Annotated in this window: 16 protein-coding genes and 1 pseudogene; 11 read left to right on the top strand and 6 right to left on the bottom strand. The window is 34.0% G+C overall.

Translation table 11 applies throughout. From position 1 onward, the window contains the following. The first annotated feature begins 36 nt into the window (after nucleotides 1–36). A complete protein-coding gene (locus OZD64_RS00565; protein WP_010082004.1) occupies nucleotides 37–1,734 on the top strand; it encodes a hypothetical protein in 1,698 nt (565 codons plus the stop codon). Next, nucleotides 1,725–2,669 carry an RluA family pseudouridine synthase gene (locus OZD64_RS00560; RefSeq protein WP_038227940.1) on the top strand — a complete coding sequence of 315 codons (945 nt, stop codon included), beginning with the start codon at nucleotides 1,725–1,727 and terminating at the stop codon, nucleotides 2,667–2,669. The genes OZD64_RS00565 and OZD64_RS00560 overlap by 10 nt, the downstream gene beginning before the upstream one ends. 11 nt (nucleotides 2,670–2,680) lie before the next feature. Here the strand turns inward: OZD64_RS00560 and OZD64_RS00555 are convergent, their stop codons facing one another. The 3 genes and pseudogenes from OZD64_RS00555 to OZD64_RS00535 form a co-directional block, all read right to left on the bottom strand. Further along, nucleotides 2,681–3,031: a diacylglycerol kinase gene (locus OZD64_RS00555; RefSeq protein WP_274999112.1), complete on the bottom strand. Its 351-nt coding sequence runs from the start codon at nucleotides 3,029–3,031 to the stop codon at nucleotides 2,681–2,683. Nucleotides 3,032–3,128: 97 nt separating this feature from the next. Further along, nucleotides 3,129–3,908, bottom strand: a pseudogene (locus OZD64_RS06805) (EndoU domain-containing protein). Between the two features lie 49 nt (nucleotides 3,909–3,957). Next, nucleotides 3,958–5,154, bottom strand: coding sequence for a phosphoglycerate kinase (locus tag OZD64_RS00535; RefSeq protein ID WP_010963073.1), 1,197 nt, complete (start codon nucleotides 5,152–5,154; stop codon nucleotides 3,958–3,960). A gap of 825 nt (nucleotides 5,155–5,979) precedes the next feature. Here OZD64_RS00535 and OZD64_RS00530 point away from each other — a divergent pair. The 7 genes from OZD64_RS00530 to OZD64_RS00500 all read left to right on the top strand — a co-directional run bounded on the left by OZD64_RS00530 (nucleotide 5,980) and on the right by OZD64_RS00500 (nucleotide 15,198). Beyond that, a complete protein-coding gene (locus OZD64_RS00530) occupies nucleotides 5,980–6,501 on the top strand; it encodes a cytochrome b (RefSeq protein WP_010082022.1) in 522 nt (173 codons plus the stop codon). Between the two features lie 5 nt (nucleotides 6,502–6,506). Continuing rightward, a complete protein-coding gene (locus OZD64_RS00525) occupies nucleotides 6,507–7,535 on the top strand; it encodes an NAD(P)H-dependent flavin oxidoreductase (protein ID WP_010082023.1) in 1,029 nt (342 codons plus the stop codon). 122 nt (nucleotides 7,536–7,657) lie between these two features. Beyond that, entirely contained in the window at nucleotides 7,658–8,875 is a 1,218-nt protein-coding gene (locus tag OZD64_RS00520; protein ID WP_038199547.1) for a hypothetical protein, read from the top strand. 101 nt (nucleotides 8,876–8,976) lie between these two features. Next, on the top strand, nucleotides 8,977–9,351 hold the full coding sequence (locus tag OZD64_RS00515; RefSeq protein WP_022626145.1) for a hypothetical protein: 375 nt from the start codon (nucleotides 8,977–8,979) through the stop codon (nucleotides 9,349–9,351). A 44-nt stretch (nucleotides 9,352–9,395) separates the two neighbouring features. Then, complete coding sequence (locus OZD64_RS00510) at nucleotides 9,396–11,750, top strand: VirB4 family type IV secretion/conjugal transfer ATPase (RefSeq protein ID WP_274999111.1); 2,355 nt, start codon at nucleotides 9,396–9,398, stop codon at nucleotides 11,748–11,750. Continuing rightward, nucleotides 11,731–14,592, top strand: a complete 2,862-nt coding sequence (locus OZD64_RS00505) for a hypothetical protein (RefSeq protein WP_274999110.1) — start codon at nucleotides 11,731–11,733, stop codon at nucleotides 14,590–14,592. The genes OZD64_RS00510 and OZD64_RS00505 overlap by 20 nt, the downstream gene beginning before the upstream one ends. 120 nt (nucleotides 14,593–14,712) lie before the next feature. Next, the gene (locus tag OZD64_RS00500; RefSeq protein ID WP_010082090.1) at nucleotides 14,713–15,198 is read left to right on the top strand and encodes a WBM0748 family T4SS-associated protein; all 486 of its coding nucleotides are present in this window, start codon (nucleotides 14,713–14,715) and stop codon (nucleotides 15,196–15,198) included. Here the strand turns inward: OZD64_RS00500 and OZD64_RS00495 are convergent. Further along, nucleotides 15,195–15,686, bottom strand: a complete 492-nt coding sequence (locus OZD64_RS00495) for an SH3 domain-containing protein (RefSeq protein WP_007551030.1) — start codon at nucleotides 15,684–15,686, stop codon at nucleotides 15,195–15,197. The genes OZD64_RS00500 and OZD64_RS00495 overlap by 4 nt on opposite strands. 70 nt (nucleotides 15,687–15,756) lie before the next feature. Between OZD64_RS00495 and OZD64_RS00490 the strand changes: the two genes are divergently transcribed. Both OZD64_RS00490 and OZD64_RS00485 read left to right on the top strand, forming a co-directional pair. After that, nucleotides 15,757–17,121, top strand: coding sequence for a pyruvate dehydrogenase complex dihydrolipoamide acetyltransferase (locus OZD64_RS00490; protein ID WP_010963079.1), 1,365 nt, complete (start codon nucleotides 15,757–15,759; stop codon nucleotides 17,119–17,121). A gap of 69 nt (nucleotides 17,122–17,190) precedes the next feature. Beyond that, nucleotides 17,191–18,015 (top strand): hypothetical protein, encoded by an 825-nt coding sequence (locus OZD64_RS00485; protein ID WP_007550761.1) that lies wholly within the window; start codon nucleotides 17,191–17,193, stop codon nucleotides 18,013–18,015. Nucleotides 18,016–18,060: 45 nt separating this feature from the next. Here the strand turns inward: OZD64_RS00485 and OZD64_RS00480 are convergent, their stop codons facing one another. Then, entirely contained in the window at nucleotides 18,061–19,281 is a 1,221-nt protein-coding gene (locus OZD64_RS00480; RefSeq protein ID WP_010082095.1) for a KAP family P-loop NTPase fold protein, read from the bottom strand. Between the two features lie 3 nt (nucleotides 19,282–19,284). Beyond that, on the bottom strand, nucleotides 19,285–19,890 hold the full coding sequence (gene recR / locus OZD64_RS00475; protein WP_010963080.1) for a recombination mediator RecR: 606 nt from the start codon (nucleotides 19,888–19,890) through the stop codon (nucleotides 19,285–19,287). Between the last annotated feature and the right edge of the window lie 469 nt (nucleotides 19,891–20,359).

The raw sequence follows: 20,359 nt of genomic DNA, 5'->3' as shown, positions 1-20,359 counted from the left end.
ACGTATACCTAAATAAGTTTAAACTAGAAAAATGTTATGGTTACAGATACTCAAGATCCTTTCAAAGACTATTTTGATTTTTTAGGATTTAGAAAACTTTCTGACCAGCCCAGTAGAATTTTGAGCTCTATAAGAAAGTATTCTGGTACTATATCGATAGCAAGTACCATTGCTACTCTTATAGCATTTACTGCCTTTTCTATTCAGCCTGTTACAGTAAGTATTGCTGGGTTTGCGTTCACGCCAGCACCTCTTGCCTTTATTCCTCTTATAGTTCTCTTATTTACTGCTGTTATAAACTTTATAAATACACAAAAAATAAAAGAGAATGAAATAGATAAAAAAATAGGAAACTATCAAGTTGATGAACAGTACAGCCAGATTGCTCAAGAAGCTAAAAAAATTGAAATTGTAACAAATTTAGATAAAAAGGGGGAAAAGCTTTCAATAGTTTTACCAATTTCTAAGACGCAGAGAGAAATACTAGAAGATATAGAAGCAGAAAATAGAAATAGGATTCTCTTGTTTACTGGATCATATGTATTTGGTACTATTATAGTAGTTTCAGCAATATCACAATCCATTAATGCTCCAATAATATTAATAGCTTTATTAGTCGCTATTCTTTTATGCATCATATCAACACTTAGCAATCTAATAAGTAATAGCGTGGATCATGAAAATCATACTATTAGAAAACACAGTTCTTTAGGTCTTCTATTTCCATACTGGTCTGGAAAGGGCATGGTTGTATCAGTAGTAGAAAATAAGCTTGGTAAAAGGGAAAATGAACTAATATCTCTAATGAAAAAACTACTTAGTCCGCTTTGCAACTCATTTGACAGTAACCTTAAAAAAGCTTGCGATTTACTTGATAATAGTCTTTTAAAGCCTGCAAATATTAACATTAAAGAAACGCTTGATCACCTAAAAAAAATCAGAGAAGACATCAAAAAAGATTTAGATTGGCTACATGCAGAAATTTCAGAAGTTTTAAACAACACTAAAGAATTGACAAAAAAAGCACATTCACTAGATATTGAAGGTACTTTTTCTAGGTTAGAGAATGCTATTAAAATTGCTGAAGATAAAATTGAACGATTTGAACCAAGCCGCTTTGTAGGCTGGCTTCAATCAACTACGCAGTCTAATAATAACGAGTTCCTTAGCATGCTAAAAAAGTTAAAAGAGGATACAGAAGAGGAAAAAACGGAATTGAAGGAGCAATTAAACGTAGTAAGGAATGAATTAGAAGAAATAAAAAAGAAGCAAGCTCAACCAAGTACGCCTGATTTAGAAGCTAACAATGGAAATAATACTAATAAATTATTAGTATTAGAAAATAAAGTCAAAGAACTACGTGACACAGTTAGAAAGTTAGAGCTGGAAGCAGAACAAAATAAGCTGCAGCAAAAGAAGGAAAAGTTAGAGCAAAAAAAATCTGAACAAGAAAAAACAGATGAATGGAAAGAAAAAATCAACGGCAAACCAAGTGAATTCTTATATTATTTATTAGAATCTATTAAGCTGGAAGAAAAAGATAATAAAGAAAAAAAGGTTGAGGCAACATTACGAGATTTTGATAATAAAGTTACAATCTACTGGAAAGATGGCTCTCAAACAATTTGCCATATTAAAAAACAAGGTGATCTGCAAATTGAGTCTAGTGCAACAATGTTTACAGACCCAAATGTTCAAGCAGCATGGGAAATGGCGCGGGGTAAATCACTATAGATTACTCAATAATAACCTTAAGTGTTAATAATGATAAAGAGAAATTAAGGTTAGACACCTATATAGCTGAAAAATGCAACATATCACGCAGCAAAGCGCAAAGATTGATACAAAATGAGCAGGTGAAATTACTTGGCACACCGATAATTAATAATGACTACATAGTAAAACCAGATGAAGAGTATGTGGTGCATCTCGTTCAACCTGACATATCCACATCAATTGAGCCTAATTATGACATAAAACTTAATATCGTCTATGAAGATGAGGACATTATAGTTCTGAGTAAACAAAGTGGATTAACAGTGCACCCAGGTGCTGGGACAAACAATGATACGCTTTTGAACGCAGTTATCGCTCACCTTAATGTAAGACCAGGAATTGTTCATAGACTCGATAAAGATACTAGTGGGCTAATGGTAATTGCAAAAAATGAAGCAGCCCATAGTTTTTTGTCTGAATTGTTATCGAATCGCAAAATAAAGCGGGAATACTTAGCAGTAGTTTGGGGAACATTATCTTCTCAGCAAGGCACGATAAAAACTAACATTGCTCCCAAACGCGGTAATAAAGAAATGATGTGTGTAACAAAAATCACAGGCAAATTAGCAATCACTCACTATTTAGTGCAAAAAGTTATAGGACAAGTAAGCCTCGTTAAATGCACTTTAGAGACAGGCAGAACACACCAAATTCGAGTCCACATGAGCCACATAGGACATTCCATAGTTGGTGATCAAGTTTATGGAAAAAATAGTAGTAAAAGCACAAAATATGCTAAAAACTCTAGTTTCATTCGTAATTTCAATAGACAAGCACTACATGCTTATACACTGGGCTTATACCACCCAAAAAGTAAGGAATACATGGAATTTGTCTCTGATTTACCGCAAGATATAAAAACTTTAATTGGTGAGTTTGACAACATATCTTAATAACATTCGTATTAACCTATCAATATTATCATCCATGTTATCAGGAAGTTAATTAATGAAAGAAAAACTGCTGCACTACCTAGATCTTTCACCTTTTTTGAAAGTATGTGTTGTTCACTGGAAATACGCTCAATTGTCGTTTCAAAAGCAGTGTTAACAATTTCCACAATTAACACCAGGAATAGGCTGCTTATCATTACTGCACATTCTAGATTACTTACATCCAAAACAAACAAAATTGAGACACATACTATAAAAAGCAGTAACTCCTGTCTGAACGCAATTTCTGATATAAAAGCTGATTTTATTCCTTCACAAGAGTATTGAATTGCTTTTATTAGACGAATAATGCCCTTCTTCATTATTATTCACAAAACCCTTTAATCAAAATTTTAACTCATTTAGATTTGCTACACCCTATAGCATTTTTATCATTTGTTCACCCTATTGGTTTTGAAATTAAGATTTACCGCAACTACAATAAGTACTCTTATCATCACATTTTGGTGTTAAGTCAGGATAGAACGTGAGTATAGCATCATTCTTTCTTACAAACACTGATTGATAATTGTCATCTTCCATTTCATATAGACACATTCCATCTTTTCCTAATTCCTTAAACGCCTTAGTTGCAGAAATTATCGGCATGAAGGTTATATGCGTATCCATTTGGGCATTTAACTTTCACTTCCCCATCCTTACCCAAATATTTCATTCCAAATGTATAAACCGGCGGCTTAATATCTGATTCATTGCACAGGATTCCAACTGCCCATTTATCCTCTTGAGCTTCAACATATCTACCTACAAAATGCATACCACCTAATTTATCGTTTGGCTCACCACAAAAAATATGTCCAAACCCTATAGTTTCTTTTTCACTTCCACTATTTGTAAACCAAATGTTAGCCAGTTCATCTTTAAGTAACTCCAAATCCGCATCTGGCGTAATCACTTATATATTCCTTTCACTACTTCTTGATGCTGCGGACAACTAAGTAAAATTTTGAAATCTTCTTTATCTGGATGTGCTCCCCAATCTCCACAAACTTTCAACACTCCTCTATCGAAGTCAGTTAATTCTGAAACGGTGGCTGGTTGTGAACTGAAAAATGGTTCAAAATTGACTTCAACATTTTCTTCTACATAGCCGGTGTGAAAATAATGATCCTTAATATAAAAAATAAATCCTATTATTGGTATTATTAAACACAAAGTTAGTTTAACTGTCTTCGACATAATCACGTTCACAAAAAAGCTAGCCTATAAGAAATAATTTAAAAAAGTTTTAATCTAATCGTTTTTGCAGAGCAGCAACTCCCGGCATTTCATCGCCACTTAACCAATCTAAAAATGCTCCTCCACCAGTGGAAACATATGTAAAATCCTTATCGGCAAGGCCTGCAGCGCTTATTGCAGATAGACTATCGCCTCCCCCTATTATGCTGGTTAACTTTCCTTTGTGCGTTAAGTCACTTACGATTTTCATTACCCCTATTGTACCGCTTGCAAAAGCTGAATGTTCAAAAACACCAATAGGTCCATTCCACAGCAGAGTCTTACTGCTTGCTATTATACTGCTTATTGTACTCAAAGTTTGTGGTCCGATATCCAAAATTATATCACCGTCCAAAATGGACTCAGTTCTTCTTGAAATACTAGTGCTGTAATCAGAGTTTACTGCAACCAGAACGTCTTCTGGCACAACTATTTTGCAATTGTTTTTATTTGCTGTTTCAAGAATATTATGCAGAAGGTCGTCAACACCATTTTGAAAGAAAGATTTCCCTATATTTACTTTGCTAAATGACAAAAAATTATTGGCTATTGCACCACCTAGAACTAGGTAATTAACCTTTTCTGTTAGCTTCATAAGCACTTTTATTTTAGTTGATATTTTAGCTCCCCCAACTATCGCAGTAATAGGTTTAGCTTTAAACGATACAGCTTTTTCAAGATACTTTAGCTCATCTTGCAAGCAAAACCCTGCATAAGAGGGTAAAAATTCTGTAATGCGTGAAATAGAAGCGTGAGCTCTGTGAGAGCAAGAAAATGCATCATTTACATATATATCCGCTAGAGATGCTAGTTGTTTGGCAAAATTTGAGTCACTTTGCTCTTCCTCTTTATAAAATCTTAGATTCTCTAGTAATATTATATCTCCTGCATCCATAACACTTACTGCTCTTTGTACTTTTTCACCAAAGCAATCGTCAATGAATTTCACTTTTTTATTTAGTAACTGCGATAAAGTGTCAATTACATTTTTTAGCGACAGATTATTGTCTCTGGCCTTTGGGCGTCCAAAATGTGATATAATAATAATCTTTGCACTCGCATTCACTAAATACTGAATAGTAGGCAATGCTCTCAAAATACGAGTGACGTCACGAATTTCTCCATCTTTTATAGGAACATTGAAGTCAACTCTGAGTAAGACGGTTTTATTGTGAAGATCACAATTTTCTATACTAGGTATATTCATTACAAAATTGAAGCTATAAAGTCACTATACAGCAGTTTGATCTAAAGTAAAGTTTTAAGCTTACGAACGTTTAAGGAAATTTGCATGCCAAACGCTTGACACTGGAACCTTATCGTCATGCCATCACGAACCGTCATACCGCCGGGTATCTCTTAGCCGCTAACACGTAGCGGGATACTTGACCTTTACAGGGATGACGATTGTTGTTTAGCCATAAATATTTAAGAAATTTACTAAACAGAAAAAAAGGCAAAAGAAGCCCCGTGGTTGGCTAATTACTTACATTATACTTTCAAGTATGGCTTTTTTTTATTCTAAACGCTTAATAACCGCGATTTAGCTGCTTTTTAATGCAACTAACCTTTAGTCATAAATATTTAAGAAATTTACTAAACAGAAAAAAAGGCAAAAGAAACCCTAGGGTAGCTAATTATTCACTATCCATTTTTTAAGTTGGCGTTTTTTGATGTTTTAAATGCTTTATAAGCGTATTTCAGCTTGTATAGGTAAAAACCTAGAAATTTGATAAAGACATAGAGTGCACATAGTGCAAAAAATTAAACATGAGACACCAGATACGTTGAGTTTTTTTGTCATTTAATCTGTACAGAGAAGATAAATAAATAGCTTCAGTTTCATGATAAGGAGGCTGGCGGAGTTTGTCAAGTAAGTTTTTCGTTTAATCCGTTTCTTGATTTAGGTGCCCTTGACTTCCGGCTGGGTCGAATTTGTATAGCTACATTGTCGGTAAATCTAAATTGCTTTAATGATTTTGATTGAAAAATAGTTTTTCTATTATATAAATGCTACTTTAGGGTAATCAAAATGGAAGACGATAAATATAGCCTAGGTTTAAGAGTTATCCATTGGTTGATGGCTGTTTTTATTATCGGTATGCTTTGTTCTGGACTTTATATGAAAAGCCTGCCACTTAGCAATGAAATTAAGTTCAACATATACGCTATTCATAAGGCTTGCGGTATCACTATTCTTGGATTAATCATAGTACGCATATTTTTTCGCGTCTTTACTTATGTTCCACCACTTCCAGCAAATTTTTCTCGGTTTGTGATCAATATAAGTAAAGCAGTACACTTTGGTTTATATTCTTTGATGGTGCTAATGCCACTATCTGGCTATGTCATGTCTTCTGCTTCTGGCAAACAGATCAAATATTTTTTTCATATCCCTTTGTTGATTAATCAAAACAAAGATCTAGCTAACACGGCTAACGAGCTACATTCGATGCTTGCATATTTTATGGTACTCTTTATAATCTTACATATACTTGGCGCCTTAAAACACACATTTATAGATAAACAAAACATTTTTAAACGTATGATATAGGTTATATGTTAAGTAGCCTCTGGAAAAAAGGAACAGATTTTCTTAGCAGTGAGTTTGCTATAATGGGTGGTGCTATGAGCTGGGTTTCAGAGAGAAACTTGGTCTCAGCAATCTCAAACGCTGGTGGTTTTGGTGTGATTGCATGTGGTGCAATGTTTCCAGACTTGCTAAAAAAAGAAATCATAGAGACGCAGCAATTAACTAACAAGCCATTTGGTGTAAATCTAATTACTATGCACCCAAAGTTGAGTGAGTTGATAGATGTGTGTATTGAAACGAAAGTGAGCCATATAGTGCTTGCCGGTGGACTGCCAACAAAGCCTAATATAGAAAAAATCAAGGGTGCAGGCATTAAAGTTATGTGCTTTGCACCAGCATTAAGCCTTGCGAAAAGGTTAGTAAAAATGGGAGTAGATGCATTAATAATAGAAGGAATGGAAGCAGGTGGGCATATAGGTCCAGTTAGCACTTCTGTTCTTGCACAAGAGATATTGCCTCATTTTAAAAATGAACAAATACCAGTGTTTGTTGCAGGTGGAATAGGAAGAGGTGAAATGATAGTTAATTACCTGGAAATGGGAGCAAGTGGCTGTCAAATAGGTACATTATTTGTCTGCACTAATGAGTCAATTGCCCACAAAAATTTTAAGGAAGTGTTTATTAAATCGGCCGCACGTAATGCAATACCTTCTGTACAGATAAGTGCTGATTTTCCTGTAATTCCAGTAAGAGCTATAGCCAACAAAGCAAGCGATGACTTTATGAAGCGTCAAAAAGAAGTTATTGATGAATACCAAAAGGGACAGATCTCAAAAGAAGATGGGCAGCTTGAAATAGAAAAATTCTGGGCTGGAGCTTTAAGAAGAGCAGTAATTGATGGAGATGTTGAAACGGGATCTTTAATGGCTGGCCAAAGTGTTGGCATGGTTGATAAGGAAAAGCCTGTAAAAGAAGTAGTGGATATGTTAGTTCAACAAGCAAAGAATCATATTAATAGCAAATCTGTAGAAGTAGAAAGCCCAGAAAGCAAATAGTTAAGCGACCTTCCAATAAGCAAGTTGCCGCAATTATTTATAATATGGCATAATTGCCCAGTTTTAATGTAAAATTAACGCTAAAGAGGTATCTATACATTTTGTTATGTATAGAGGAGTCTATGCTAAGTTCTAAAAAAGATATTAACCAACAATTGCACGACACTATATACAAAAAGGTAACAAAAGAAAATCATAAATATGGAAGCCCACAAAAGGGAGATGGAACTATCAAAAAATGCATAGAGTTGTTCAAGGAAGGAGCTAGTCCTGAGGTATTAACTGAATTAGAAAAATCGCTGAGAGAACAATTAGAAAAATCACCAGAAAAACAAGAGGAATATCAAAAACATTATAAGTATTATATCGAAAACTTTCTTCCTGCATTGAAAGATGAAGTAATAAAATCAGAAGAACTAGCTGTACCTACAGTATTTAACAATGAAAGAGAACAATCACAAAGACCACAAACAATAAGAGGAAAAATAGTAAAAACAATTTTGGATATTACTAACAGGAGCAGCAGTGTAAGCTCAATACCAAATGCTGTTGAAGAAAATATTGAAGATCAAATGCAGCTAAAACATATTGAAGAGCAAAACAACACACAAGAAACACCCTTGAATGTAGCTGAGAAAAAAAGTGGTGATAATAAAATACTTAGTAATTCAGATGTTGCAGAGGAAGTGTTTGAAAAATATAGCAAGGTTGTGAAAGAAATAGAGGAGAAGAAAACTTCTAAACTCAGTAGTGGCAATGACTCAGATAGTGGAATAGACTCACCTAGAACGAGTAAAGAAAGTTTGAAATCACCAGTAAGTAGCAGAAGGAGCAGTTTAACTTTAGTAACAAGCACTTCATCTGAGGAAAGTTTAAACTCAACATTGAGCTCTGTTGAAGGAGATAATGGCTTACAACCAGAGGGTGGAGAAAAAACTGAGTTATTAGAATCAAATTTGGAATCCCCAAAAGAAAACGAGACTCAAGTGCAGCCAGAGCAGACTGTAAAAAAAGAGCCAAAAATGCAAGAAAATGAAAACTCAGATGGTCAAGCAAATCCAGATCAAGTTAAGAAAGATATCCTACTTAAAAACCAACCCAATAACAGAAATCTTCACGTTGCACTTGTAGCAGGTTGTGCTCTCTCCACAATAGGGTGCATTGTTGCAGGAGCAATGACATCAGGATTGATAGGAGCAGGACTACTTGCTATGGCTGCAGTGTTTGCTATAGCAGCAGTAGCTGAATTGCATTCAAACTTCCTATCAAGTAAATTAACATCCATTAATGTGAGTCCTCTTGTTGATGATAAAGAGCTTACAGCATGTTCACGTCTGTAAAAATTCAATATGTGTTACTTGTAGTGGATAAGTGAATTCAGTTCTTGCCTATTGATATAAAAGTTGTTATATTTAAGAAATGTTTAAAAGGTATTTAGTTGATGCGCATTCAATTGAATAAAGTTTTGGTTTTTATAGCCTTATTAAGTTTCATTTTTGCATCATATTCTAGCGAAGCAAGTTCGGCGAGTGATGAATTAAAGGGTATACAAGAAACGGTAAAAAATTTTATTTCTTCATTTTCAGTTAAAGATACTGTAGAAAATATGAGTCCTTCAACAATCATAGGGTTGTGTATAGCTGCAGTGATACTTGCAGTAGTGTTCAGAGGTCTAATCTTTTTTATGATAATGTTTGGTGTACTGGTCCTGATGTTCGGTAGTACAGAAAAGGCAACAGACTACTTAAAAGAAAAATTTAACTTTGCAAAAGATATAAAATTACAATCCGATAGCGAAAAAAAAGATAAAAATTAAGATAGTATTTTTATCTTTTTTAATTATCTTTATTGAATACGCATATGCAGTTAAAAGTACCAACAGTTAACTCTAAGCTTAAAAAAAAGAACAACTTAGCATTACTAGAAAGCATTGATTTAGATTTTGTTCCTTATGCTTGTCATTACGATGAAGAAACCATACTAACAAAACAGGGAGAATTGTTAAAAATAATCAAGTTAGAAGATTATTCTTCTGTTGATAACTACAGCGACCTCAGAACTGAAATTAGAAAAAGCATATCAAAAAATATTAATAGCCTGTGTTTTACCGTTTGGATTCATACCGTTAGAAAGCGCAATAAACTGAGCTTGAAATGGAATAAAACTGAAGACTTCTCTGACAACCTACATTCAACGTGGTTTAATAAACTAACTGATAGTAAATTACAGTATATAAATGAACTATACATTGTAATATTGTTTAGCGATTTTGGCAAGCATACTAATAATTCGTTTTTTTTCAATAGAATAAAGAATAAGCATAAGTTGTCTTTACAAGAAAGCCATCAGGAGTTGCAAAAGATAACTGACGTAATTCAAAATGATTTAGGACCTTTTGGAGCTAAAAAACTGAGTCTAAGGTTTAGTGAAGGTAAAATATATTCTGAAATGATAGAATTTCTCCACTATATTGTTACATTAACGCACAAAGATTATCCAATACATGAAAGGGACCTGTCGCAATATATTAGAAATTTTAAAATAGCTTTTGGTTTCAATACGTTTCAAACAATATTTGAAAATCAACAGAAATTTGGCTCTATTTTCAGCATAAAAGAATACCGGGAAATCTCTTTAGGTAATATAGATGGATGCTTGCAGCTTGAATCTGAATTTATCATTACAGAAATAATGATATTTACTAGTAATAACAAAGCAATAAAAGAATTTAAAAAACAAATCAACATGCTGCAAATTAGTGAGGATAATACCTTACTTAAAAGCTCAGGAATTGAAGAAATAATAGAGCTTGAAAAGACCTCTAGTATAGACTTCTGCCAACAGAAAATTATTTTTACAATATTTGCAGATGATAGGAATAAGTTAGCTGAAAGTATTAGTGATTTATCTTCTATAATGTCATTAGTTGGCTTCATGATGTTTAGAACTGATTTACATATGGAAAGTCATTTTTGGGCACAACTTCCAGGCAATTTTGCTTTTATTACGCAACCGAAAAATATCTTAACAAAATACGCTTGCAGCTTTGCTATGCTGCACGATTTTACGTCAGGTACATTAAAAGGAAGAAGGTGGAAAGAAGCGGTAATGATTTTTTTTTCAAAAAAAGGAAATCCTTACTTCTTTAATTTTCATGGAAAAAGAAATAATGGCCATACTACGATACTCGGAGCTCCAAATTCAGGCAGAACTTCACTCATTAATTTTCTATTATCAGAATCAAGAAAGTTTAACCCAAGAATTGTCATATTGGATAACACTGGAAAATCAATAATTTTTACTAAAGCAGTGAGTGGTAAATATTACATAATCGATCCAAAATATAAGGACAAAAGCCTAAAATTTAATCCACTAAACATTGAAGATAGTGCTTCCAATCGCAATATGTTGGTTGAACTGATCAGAAGAATGGTAGCCGATACGAGCTTGGTGGACGTAGAAGAAAAGATAAGAAAAATTGTGGATTCTATATTTGCTATACCCAAGGAATCACGTTCTATTTCACAAATTTCTGAGGTGCTCTTGCTCCTTGGGGGTAAGATAAGTAGATGGTGTGACGATGGTGACTTTGCTTACTTATTTCAAGATGGTGATGAATCAGATATTGACTGGGAAACAAAAATTATATCTCTCAACACCGCAAACCTTACAAAACAAAAGGAATGTATGTCCGTGATACTTTACTATTTTTTATATTCTTTTGAGGCAAAATGTGATGGCTCGCCTGCAATACTTGTTTTGGATGAAGCATGGGAGATAAGTAATATTTTTCCTACAGAGAAAGAGTTTGATAACTGGATGCAAAGAATGACGGAACTAAATGTTGTAGTAATCCTAAGTACTGAGAATTTAAATCTCGCATTTGCTAGCAAATTTACTCAATATTTAGATAAACATGTTGATACAAGAATCTTGATGCCGAACGTCAATGCAAATAGATTATACATGAAGGCATTTTCTCTATCGAAAGAGGAGCTGAATATAATTCTGCAGACGCCAACACAGGAAGGTTTATTTTTGATAAAACAGTACAAAGGATTAGTAACCTTAAATCTGGATTTGAAGGATATGCAAGAAATACATGTACTTTCAGCTAACAAAGAGACTATAAAGTATATGTATGAGGCAATAAAAGAAAAAGGAGAAGAAGTTAATGAGTGGTTACCGGTATTTTATGAGAAGTGTAAGGCTTAATTTCTTATTGATATTTTTTTTGATACTTGGTCTTTCGTATCAAGGATATGCTGATTGTCCAACATTTGTAGAAAGTAATACTTGGTGGGAAGCAATAGTTGGTGGAGATTGGGTAAAGGAAATTAAGGTGCAAGCAATAAAAGATCAAGGAGTTGATGGTTACTTTAATCCCAAAATTAGAGTATGTGCTTATGATGGACAAAGTTATTGTGATGACTTACAAAGTGGGGAATCCTGCCGCCAGATATATGGAACGCAAGGTACAGGAGCTGGAGTTTCTGCTGCAGCTTTTATCGACTGGGAAGGAGATAAAACAAAAGCTGGAGGAGAAATTGCTCGGGGTCTTAAATGGGAATGGGCAGACGGTGTTACTGATGAGGAAAAAAGAAGATTCGCTAACTCTCCTAAAATATGTGCTTGCAGTCAAAAAGGGGCTTGTATGTCAGGAATTTCTTCATGGGGTTCTAGAGTATTTTCGGGTGAGAATATTTTCCGTTCTGGGGAGATGGAAAAAGTCTGTGATACCTGCTACCAAACGGCAGTAAAATGTGCTCCTGTTCCACTTGCACCTGGCCCCCCTCCATTTTGTGAACAACTTGCAATGTCGCTTCCACAAGTTAGAATTGTTCCTATAACAGATAAAGACAATGATTACTTTAATCCTAAGGTTAAGGTAATCATTGGTGATCTGAAAGGAAGAGACGGAGAGATTGGAGAAAAATTAGATTTCCCTAAAGGGTATGGAGAAAATAAAGCTGAGTGGCGCTCTATTTTAGACAAAGATGGCATCACGTACTACTTCAAAACTTATAGAGAAAAAGATAAGCTCTGCGCTGAATACCTTGGAACTCAAAGTATAGATGAAAACAATCCACAGTTCATCCGCTGTTTTCCTGCACCACCTGCTCCAGAACCTGAGATAGTGGAGATAGTAAATGCAAATACATTGAAAGTAGAAATGAAGATGAGTGAGAGCACTTGTGCTAAAGCACATGGAACCTATAGTAATGGTTCCTGTACTTTTAATGTTAATACTGACCTCAACCATCCTATAAACATTGGCCCCCTATCTTTAAAAGTAGTAAAACCAGCAATAGTAGCAAAAACAACTGATAGTAATATTGATAATATTATAGAAGGTATATTAGAAAGTAATCCGCAACAATTTAAAGTTCTGAAAGAATATGGCTATGTTCCTGATGTGCAAATTAAATGTTCTAAAGGCGGAAGTTTTTATAGTTTTAATGATTTTGAGAAAAAGTTAAAAGACAAATCTATTCAATGTGAATTTAATAACTCTGGGCAGCCGGAAATAGAAGTAAAGTATAAAGGAAATTCTAACAGTAAAATGCTTTGTCTTTCTGGATGGCAGCCAGAACCAGAGGAGTTTGTTCTTAAAAGAGAAAATAAAATAATACCACTAAAATTAATGGGAACAAGATATACTAAATACAATGCTGTTTACTCCAAGGAATCAAATCAGTTCTATTATCTTCCAAGCAAGGAAATAGTTTACCCTTTGAAAGAAACTCAAGAGAGGTTGGATAAAATAATATTTAATAAGCAAGAGTATGTTTTCTTCCCTGATGAAAATGAGCAGAAGAAGGAAGAATGCAGTTATTGTGTGAAGAAAGATAGCAAAATAGACGAAAAATTAAAATCTGGTGAAGGACTGAAAGTAGTATACAAATTGACGGATGTAGAGCATAAAGAAGGATGTGAGCAAGGTGATGATGGTTGCATCTGCTTTGATGGAAAGTGTAGCCGTTCAAAACAATATTTGAATAAAAATGAAGATGATAAGCCATTCTACTTAAGGTATGAGGAAGTGGATTGTAAAGATAAGGATGGTAAAGTATTAAGAGATGAAAAAAATGAAGTACGAAAGTGTACACAATTAAAAGATCAACTGATTAAAGCAAACAGAACAGAGGTTTTTTACGCTGATAAATTGTGTAGGTTCGATTTAGAAGGTCTCAAAAAGAAATTAAAAGAAAAATTAAAAGAGATAATCAAGGAACATCTGAAAAATAAGAAACCAGATCTTGAAAAAAATAATGAAAAATCCTATGATCATAAAAATAAAGATGTTTATACAGATGACTTATCAATAAAATTTGATCGTATTAAAATAGAAGCGTGGGGAAGTGGTGAAGCAGGTCATATACAAGGTAGTGGCTGTGACAATCAAAAATGCCATTCTACTGAAAGCAGAGTAGGGATGCCAGGAGATTATATTAAAGCTAAACTGAAAATCGATCCTAATTATCCTATAATTAAGGTGCAAGTCACAGAGGGAGGGGGTAACCAGGAAAGTAACTTCTCAGATAAGGACGGGGGACCTGTTTTCATAGAAATGTGCAATTCGCAGAAGCAACATTGCCAGCAACTGATTACTGTTGCAGGTGGAGGTGAGTATAGAATATACGGTGGTAAGGGTTATGAGGAAACAGTAATTCATAAGCAAGATTTAAAGCTAGAGGAGAAAATTGTAAAGGCAGATAAACTGAAGTCTACACAAGACAATCAAATAGCATATATAGAAAATGGTGAAATCAAGTATGAAACAGTAGAGTGTGGAAGTGGTTTGAGAAGCAGTAGATCTGGTGCAGGTGGCTGCATTAATAAAAGCAAAGGAATTTATGGTAAAGGCTCTCCAGGGTATGTGAAGATTAGACCTATTATAAAGGAATTTGACGAAGAAGAAATAAATGCTGCTATTAAAAAAGTAATAGAGGATCTATACGATCTTGAAACTATGACTGATTTTTGGGTAGGGGATCTTAACGTGAATATAAGTGGGATAATTAAAGAGGAAGTCAAAAAAGAATTATCAAGGTAAAAAGATATAGCTCTGGAAATGATGCTCTTGTTTTAATAATTAATTAAAGTAAAGCATGTAGTAAATGGTGTAATTGCTGTATCTTAACAAAAAGGTATAACGAATGTAGGAGGGTGCTTTATGTCTCTAAAGAATAAAATTTCTGAGTTAATAGAACAACAATTTAGCATTAAATACCATGACAATTATTTGGCTTACACTATACATAATTGGGCTGCAAGCGAAATATCTGATTCTATTACTTTTTGCATAATTGGTTGTGGAAATTGCAAGATTGGATATCAAGATGTTGCAAAGTCATTCAACATAACAAAAGAAGAAATTGACCAAGGTAATATTGCAAGCATAGAAAGTAAAATAAAAAGTGAAGCTGAAAAATCAGGTAGCGAGTTTTCTGAGTTGATTTCTAGAGTGGATCAATCGCTAAAAGAGCAGAGTGAAAAGTCTATTGTACAAATTTTAGATTCATCCGCTGAGGAGATGTTAAGGAGTTTCTGTGATAGCCCTGTACAGTCTCCAGAGCCTCAAGAACCCTCTGCTTCATCTGAAGAGCATGCTACAGAAGGCCCAGAAACTAGTGTTAATTCAGATCTTTTGTCAACCTAATCAACCCCATATATATGTTTTTTTTGTACCCATGCTTTGCGTTTTGGGGTGGAAAGAAAGCACCATTCTTCGTTGCATTTTTCTATCTTCATCACAACAAACTTGTCTATTTTCATAGTAATCTTGCTGTCTACACTCTGTTTTTGATATCCATAAGTATCTTCTTTTACAATCGCGTAGCGCTTATCACTAAGAAGATTGCCTTTTATCCATCCGCAGTCTTCATCTATATCGCAGACCTTTTTCCAACTCTCAAACTCTTCTATCACTTTCAGGGGCAGATTTTTGCAAGTGTATATCCATTTTACAGGATAGTGAAACCCTGGCCCCGTTCTCATGTTGATCTTATTTGATTTGGTTGAAACAAAGTTGTTAGCAAACAAGCTATGGCTAAATAATAAAAACAATAGGATAATAGTACTGAACCAAGATCCCAGTGTCACGCACTGGGATAACGTGAGGGATAGTGTAACAGACTTATTCATCATAATTCACGATTAGGTTGACATAAGATAAAGAGTAAATTAAAAATTGAATAGATCTTTAAATGCAAAATCAATGCCTATAGAAATATTAATGCCTGCTCTTTCACCAACAATGAGCAAAGCTGGAGGAAAAATTGTAAAGTGGCATAAAAAAGAACAAGACAAAGTTGAAGTAGGCGACGTAATTGCTGAGATAGAGACTGATAAAGCCATAATGGAGTTTGAATCTATAGATGAAGGAGTTTTAGCAAAAATTTTAGTAACAGAAGGAACAAGTGGCGTGCCTGTAAATCAACCAATAGCTTTAATGCTGGAAGAAGGAGAAGATGAAAGTGCACTTAACAACTATACTTCAACTTCCATCAATAGTGCAGTTAAAAAGGAAGTGACAAAAAGTGCTGTTGATAATCAAAAATCAGAACACCAAGATTTAAACGGAAAGCCAATAAGTCATTCTTCGGTGTCATTCCAGCGCGTGACGCTGGAATCCAACCCCTCAATGTCATCCCAGTGCTTGACACTGGGATCTAGAAAAGAAGAATGGATCCCAGTGTCAGCTACTCAGATGACAGAGGGTTATGCAGAAGGTAGAACAAAAATAAGCCCATTAGCTAAGAAAATAGCTCAAAATGAAGGGGTTAATGTGCAGCAATTAAAAGGTACAGGACCATATGGTCGCATAATTAAGGCTGATGTGTTGGAGTTTTTAGGCAGTGGTATACATACTGAAAGTCCTGAGAAAGATACCATAGTTGAAGTAAGCAACATGCGCCAAGTGATAGCACAGCGCCTGACTGAATCAAAACAGAATGTTCCACATTTTTATTTAACTGTAGACTGCCAGGTTGATAAGTTAATATCGTTAAAAAACGAGATTAACTCAGCAGATGAAAACAATAAAGTAACAATTAATGATCTAATCATAAAAGCTGCAGCTTTCAGCATGAAAAAATTTCCTGATATAAATTCTTCGTGGATAGATAATAAAATACTGAGATATTCAAATATAGATATTTCAATCGCTGTGGCACTTGAAGATGGGCTAATTACTCCTATAGTAAAAAATGCTGATAAAAAGGGTATTTTATCTATATCAAAAGAAGTGAAAGATTTAGTAAGCAGAGCAAGATCTGGAAAATTGAAACCTGAAGAGTTTCAAGGAGGAGGGTTTACTATCTCCAACTTAGGGATGTTTGGTATAAAAGCCTTCAGTGCTATAATCAATCCGCCGCAATCTTGCATTATGGCAGTTGGTGCATCTAAAAAACAACCAATTGTTATGAATGAGAAAATAGAAATAGCAGAAATAATGACAGTAACGCTCTCTGTTGACCATAGAGCAGTTGATGGGGCACTCGGAGCAAAGTTTTTAAATGCCTTTAAGCATTATATAGAGAATCCTCTGGTGATGCTTATTGAAACTGCGGTAATCTATTAGCATTGTTATTACAAAATTAATACCTCTAAGTTTATACTTTTATTAGTTAATAGGTTTAGAGGTAAAAAAATGAATACTACAGTAGAAAAAAATAATCCAAAAATTTTTCCTCAAAATGAAGGAAAGATTAACTCAAAAGGCATGGTTGCCCCACCTGTTCCTCCGAAATCTTCCCAAGCTAAATTTGCTGGAATAAAAGCAATTTTTGAGCGAAATGTACCTCATTCTCAAGCAAATGATAGTAATAAAACAGTGAGTAGCAATCTTGGAAGAACATTTGGCCCAACAATGCAAAAACTCATGGAAGACAACATTCATAGCACTCCTAACAAACAACGCCGCAATTCAGGGGATAGTGGTATCAGTGATATTAGTAGCAGCACTTCTGATGATGAGGATAGAACAATAAAAGATAAAATGATGGAAAATGTTAAGCAGGATAACCATCAAAAAAGCTTTGATTTACATAAAGTACAAGCAACTGATGAATTAGAAACCGTAAAATTTCTCAAAACGCTAAGCAAGAAAGAAAGAGAAAAACTTGGTTTTTCTCCTAAACAGCAAAATAACCAAAAGGTTGAGACTAGCAAAAAAACTTATAATCCACTTGATTGGAATCCAATCTATCAAGGTAAAAAGCTCTTTAGCTTAGGCAATATGTCGAGTAATTCGTCTTCATGTAGTGAAAAAAGCAATATTTCAGATGTAAGCGATAAGTCTAATAATTCAAACATTGTTAGATGTAATATTACTAGGAGTAACAGTAAGGAAGACCTTCGTAAACCTGATGCTTCACATAATGACAAATCTGCAGGTAAAAAATTATCTAATGTCAATGTAAGCGAATTAATCAGAAAGTTTGAACAAGGTAATGACATAGTAAAAGGGCGTTAAGCAAATGTTACCCTATCTTTGTATATGTAAAGGTAGGGTATCTTTTCAAAATAGTATATCCTTTATAGCTTTGTTAATTTTTGACTCCCTCTCTGCAAAAGCAGTTTCTAGAGAGGTTTTAAGTTTTTCCCATTCTTCTTGACCATTTAGAACTAAAGATTTATATTCATTTTCAATTTTTTCCAATGCTCTTTGATATGAAAAACCTAATTCCTCATATATATCAATATTTATCGATTGCAGTATTACCAAAAATGAAAACAAATTCGGATCAGGTAATTCTTCTCTTGTGTGATTCAGAAGACACAGCTTTATTTTTTTTACGCAGTATTCTATTGTTTTTAACGATAGTGACAGGCTTTCTGCATAAAATATAAAACTATCTACAATCAAATTTTTTGACTTTTTCGGTAATTTAATATTTTCAAATAGTTCTTTTGTAAATTTTTCTATCGGTTGTTTTGGCAAATGTAAAGAGAGATCAGTAAAAGATTTTAGGTCAAAATTTGGTCCAAGTATTGTGCTGATTGCTCTTTGTACATTACTCTTATCTTTACTTACAGAAATAATGAAAACCAGCCCCTCCACATCAAGCATATACTTTATAGATTCCAAAAAATCGACAACGAATTTAGGACGGCACACATCAAGATTATCCACCATTATATAAATGTTTTTGTCTTTTCTGATTTTATTAACCACATCCGCTAACTGTGTTTTAAAATCTCTAGTACTCTCTTTTCTTCTTTGGAGAAGACTTAATTCACTCAAGACAAAACCTATGTCTTTTTTATCAGCCTCTTTTGCAGCATCAAGAAATACTGAAAGCATAGCAAGTGGAGATTTACTGATCAGCTTTCCTAGTGTGTTTAGAGAAAATAGCTCTTGGTTTATGTTCTTGAACTGTTGTATAACACTTCTTTTTACTTTATACGATACAAATAAATCTTCAAATAGGAAATTTAAAAAAGAAGGCAGTGGTTGGTCCAATGCATTGATATCCCATGCACTATAATAAGCTGCAATTTCATTTTGCTGTTTTAACTCTTTTACCCATTCTTTCAAAAAAAACGTCTTGCCCCATCCATCATATCCTTCCAAAGATATTATTGTAAAAGACTGATCAATTGTTTTAATTATAGTGTTGAATTTACCTGAAAATTGCTTATAGTTTAGGTGGTTATTTTCCCAAGCCACCACTTTAAGTGGTGGCACTATTTTTTTCTTTTTGAATGTTATTAGCGATATAAGTTTTTTTAAGCACATGTCTTATTTTATATTTAACTCATATTCTTGTCTTGAAGTAAGTGCTATCCTCAGCGTTCCTTCATCAAGATAGTCAATTTCTCCGCCCATTGGTATGCCGCAAGCAAGGCGTGATATTTTCACATCCAAATTTTTTAGCAATTCAATTATATATTGTGCAGTAACTTGGCCCTCTAATGTCGGATTAATTGCGATAATTATCTCTTCAATTTTAGACTCTGTCACTCTTTTCAGAATAGTGTCAAGGTTGAGTTCTTTTGGACCTATGCCATTTATTGCAGACAATCTGCCACCCAAAACATGGTATAAACCTGAATATATATTTCCTTTTTCAAACGCCCATAGATCACCTAATTCTTCTACTACACACAGTAACTTAGTGTCACGTTTTGGGTTAGTACAAATAGAACAAGGTGACTTAGTATCTAGATTTCCGCAAACTTCACACTCTATTATAAGATCTGCTAGCTCTTTAATCAAAGATGCAAGTGGTAGCATAACTTTTTCTTTGTTTTGGAGTAAATGTATAACTAACCTGCGTGATGATGATGGCCCTAAACTTGGCAATTTAGAGAAAGCATGAACTAGATTCTTTATGTTAACGTTCATTCAATAAATTCAGAATAGGCAGTCAAATGATAACATCAAACCCTTTGTAAAGAAAGTGGTAAGTTTCTCTTGATCCCACTTTGATTAGCTATAGAAAAAATTTTTTTACTCTAACGCAAAAAATTACTTCCGCACACTTAAAGCCTGATTATAATAGACTTCTTGCATAATCCAAACTAAGTAGAAAAAAGGTATCATCCGAGTAGCTTTCCTTTGTCATCCTAGTGCCTCCTTTTTTGTCATCCCAGTGCCCAGACACTGGGATGGCTTTGTTGCATCGCTAGCTATGATGGATTAAAGATAAAAAAGGTGGAGAATATCAGTAGCTTATTATTCTGGTATTTATAACAAGAACGGTCAGTGAATACCTAAATTTGAGTAAAAGAAATTTCACTACCACTCACTAATCCGGCTAAAATTCAAGAATTTCAATGCTTTAGCTATTTTCAATAGAATTAAATTTATTAAT

This window comes from Wolbachia endosymbiont of Drosophila tristis (genome assembly GCF_028981745.1).
GTDB classification, from domain to species: domain Bacteria; phylum Pseudomonadota; class Alphaproteobacteria; order Rickettsiales; family Anaplasmataceae; genus Wolbachia; species Wolbachia pipientis.
This window is presented reverse-complemented; position numbering and strand designations above follow the sequence as displayed.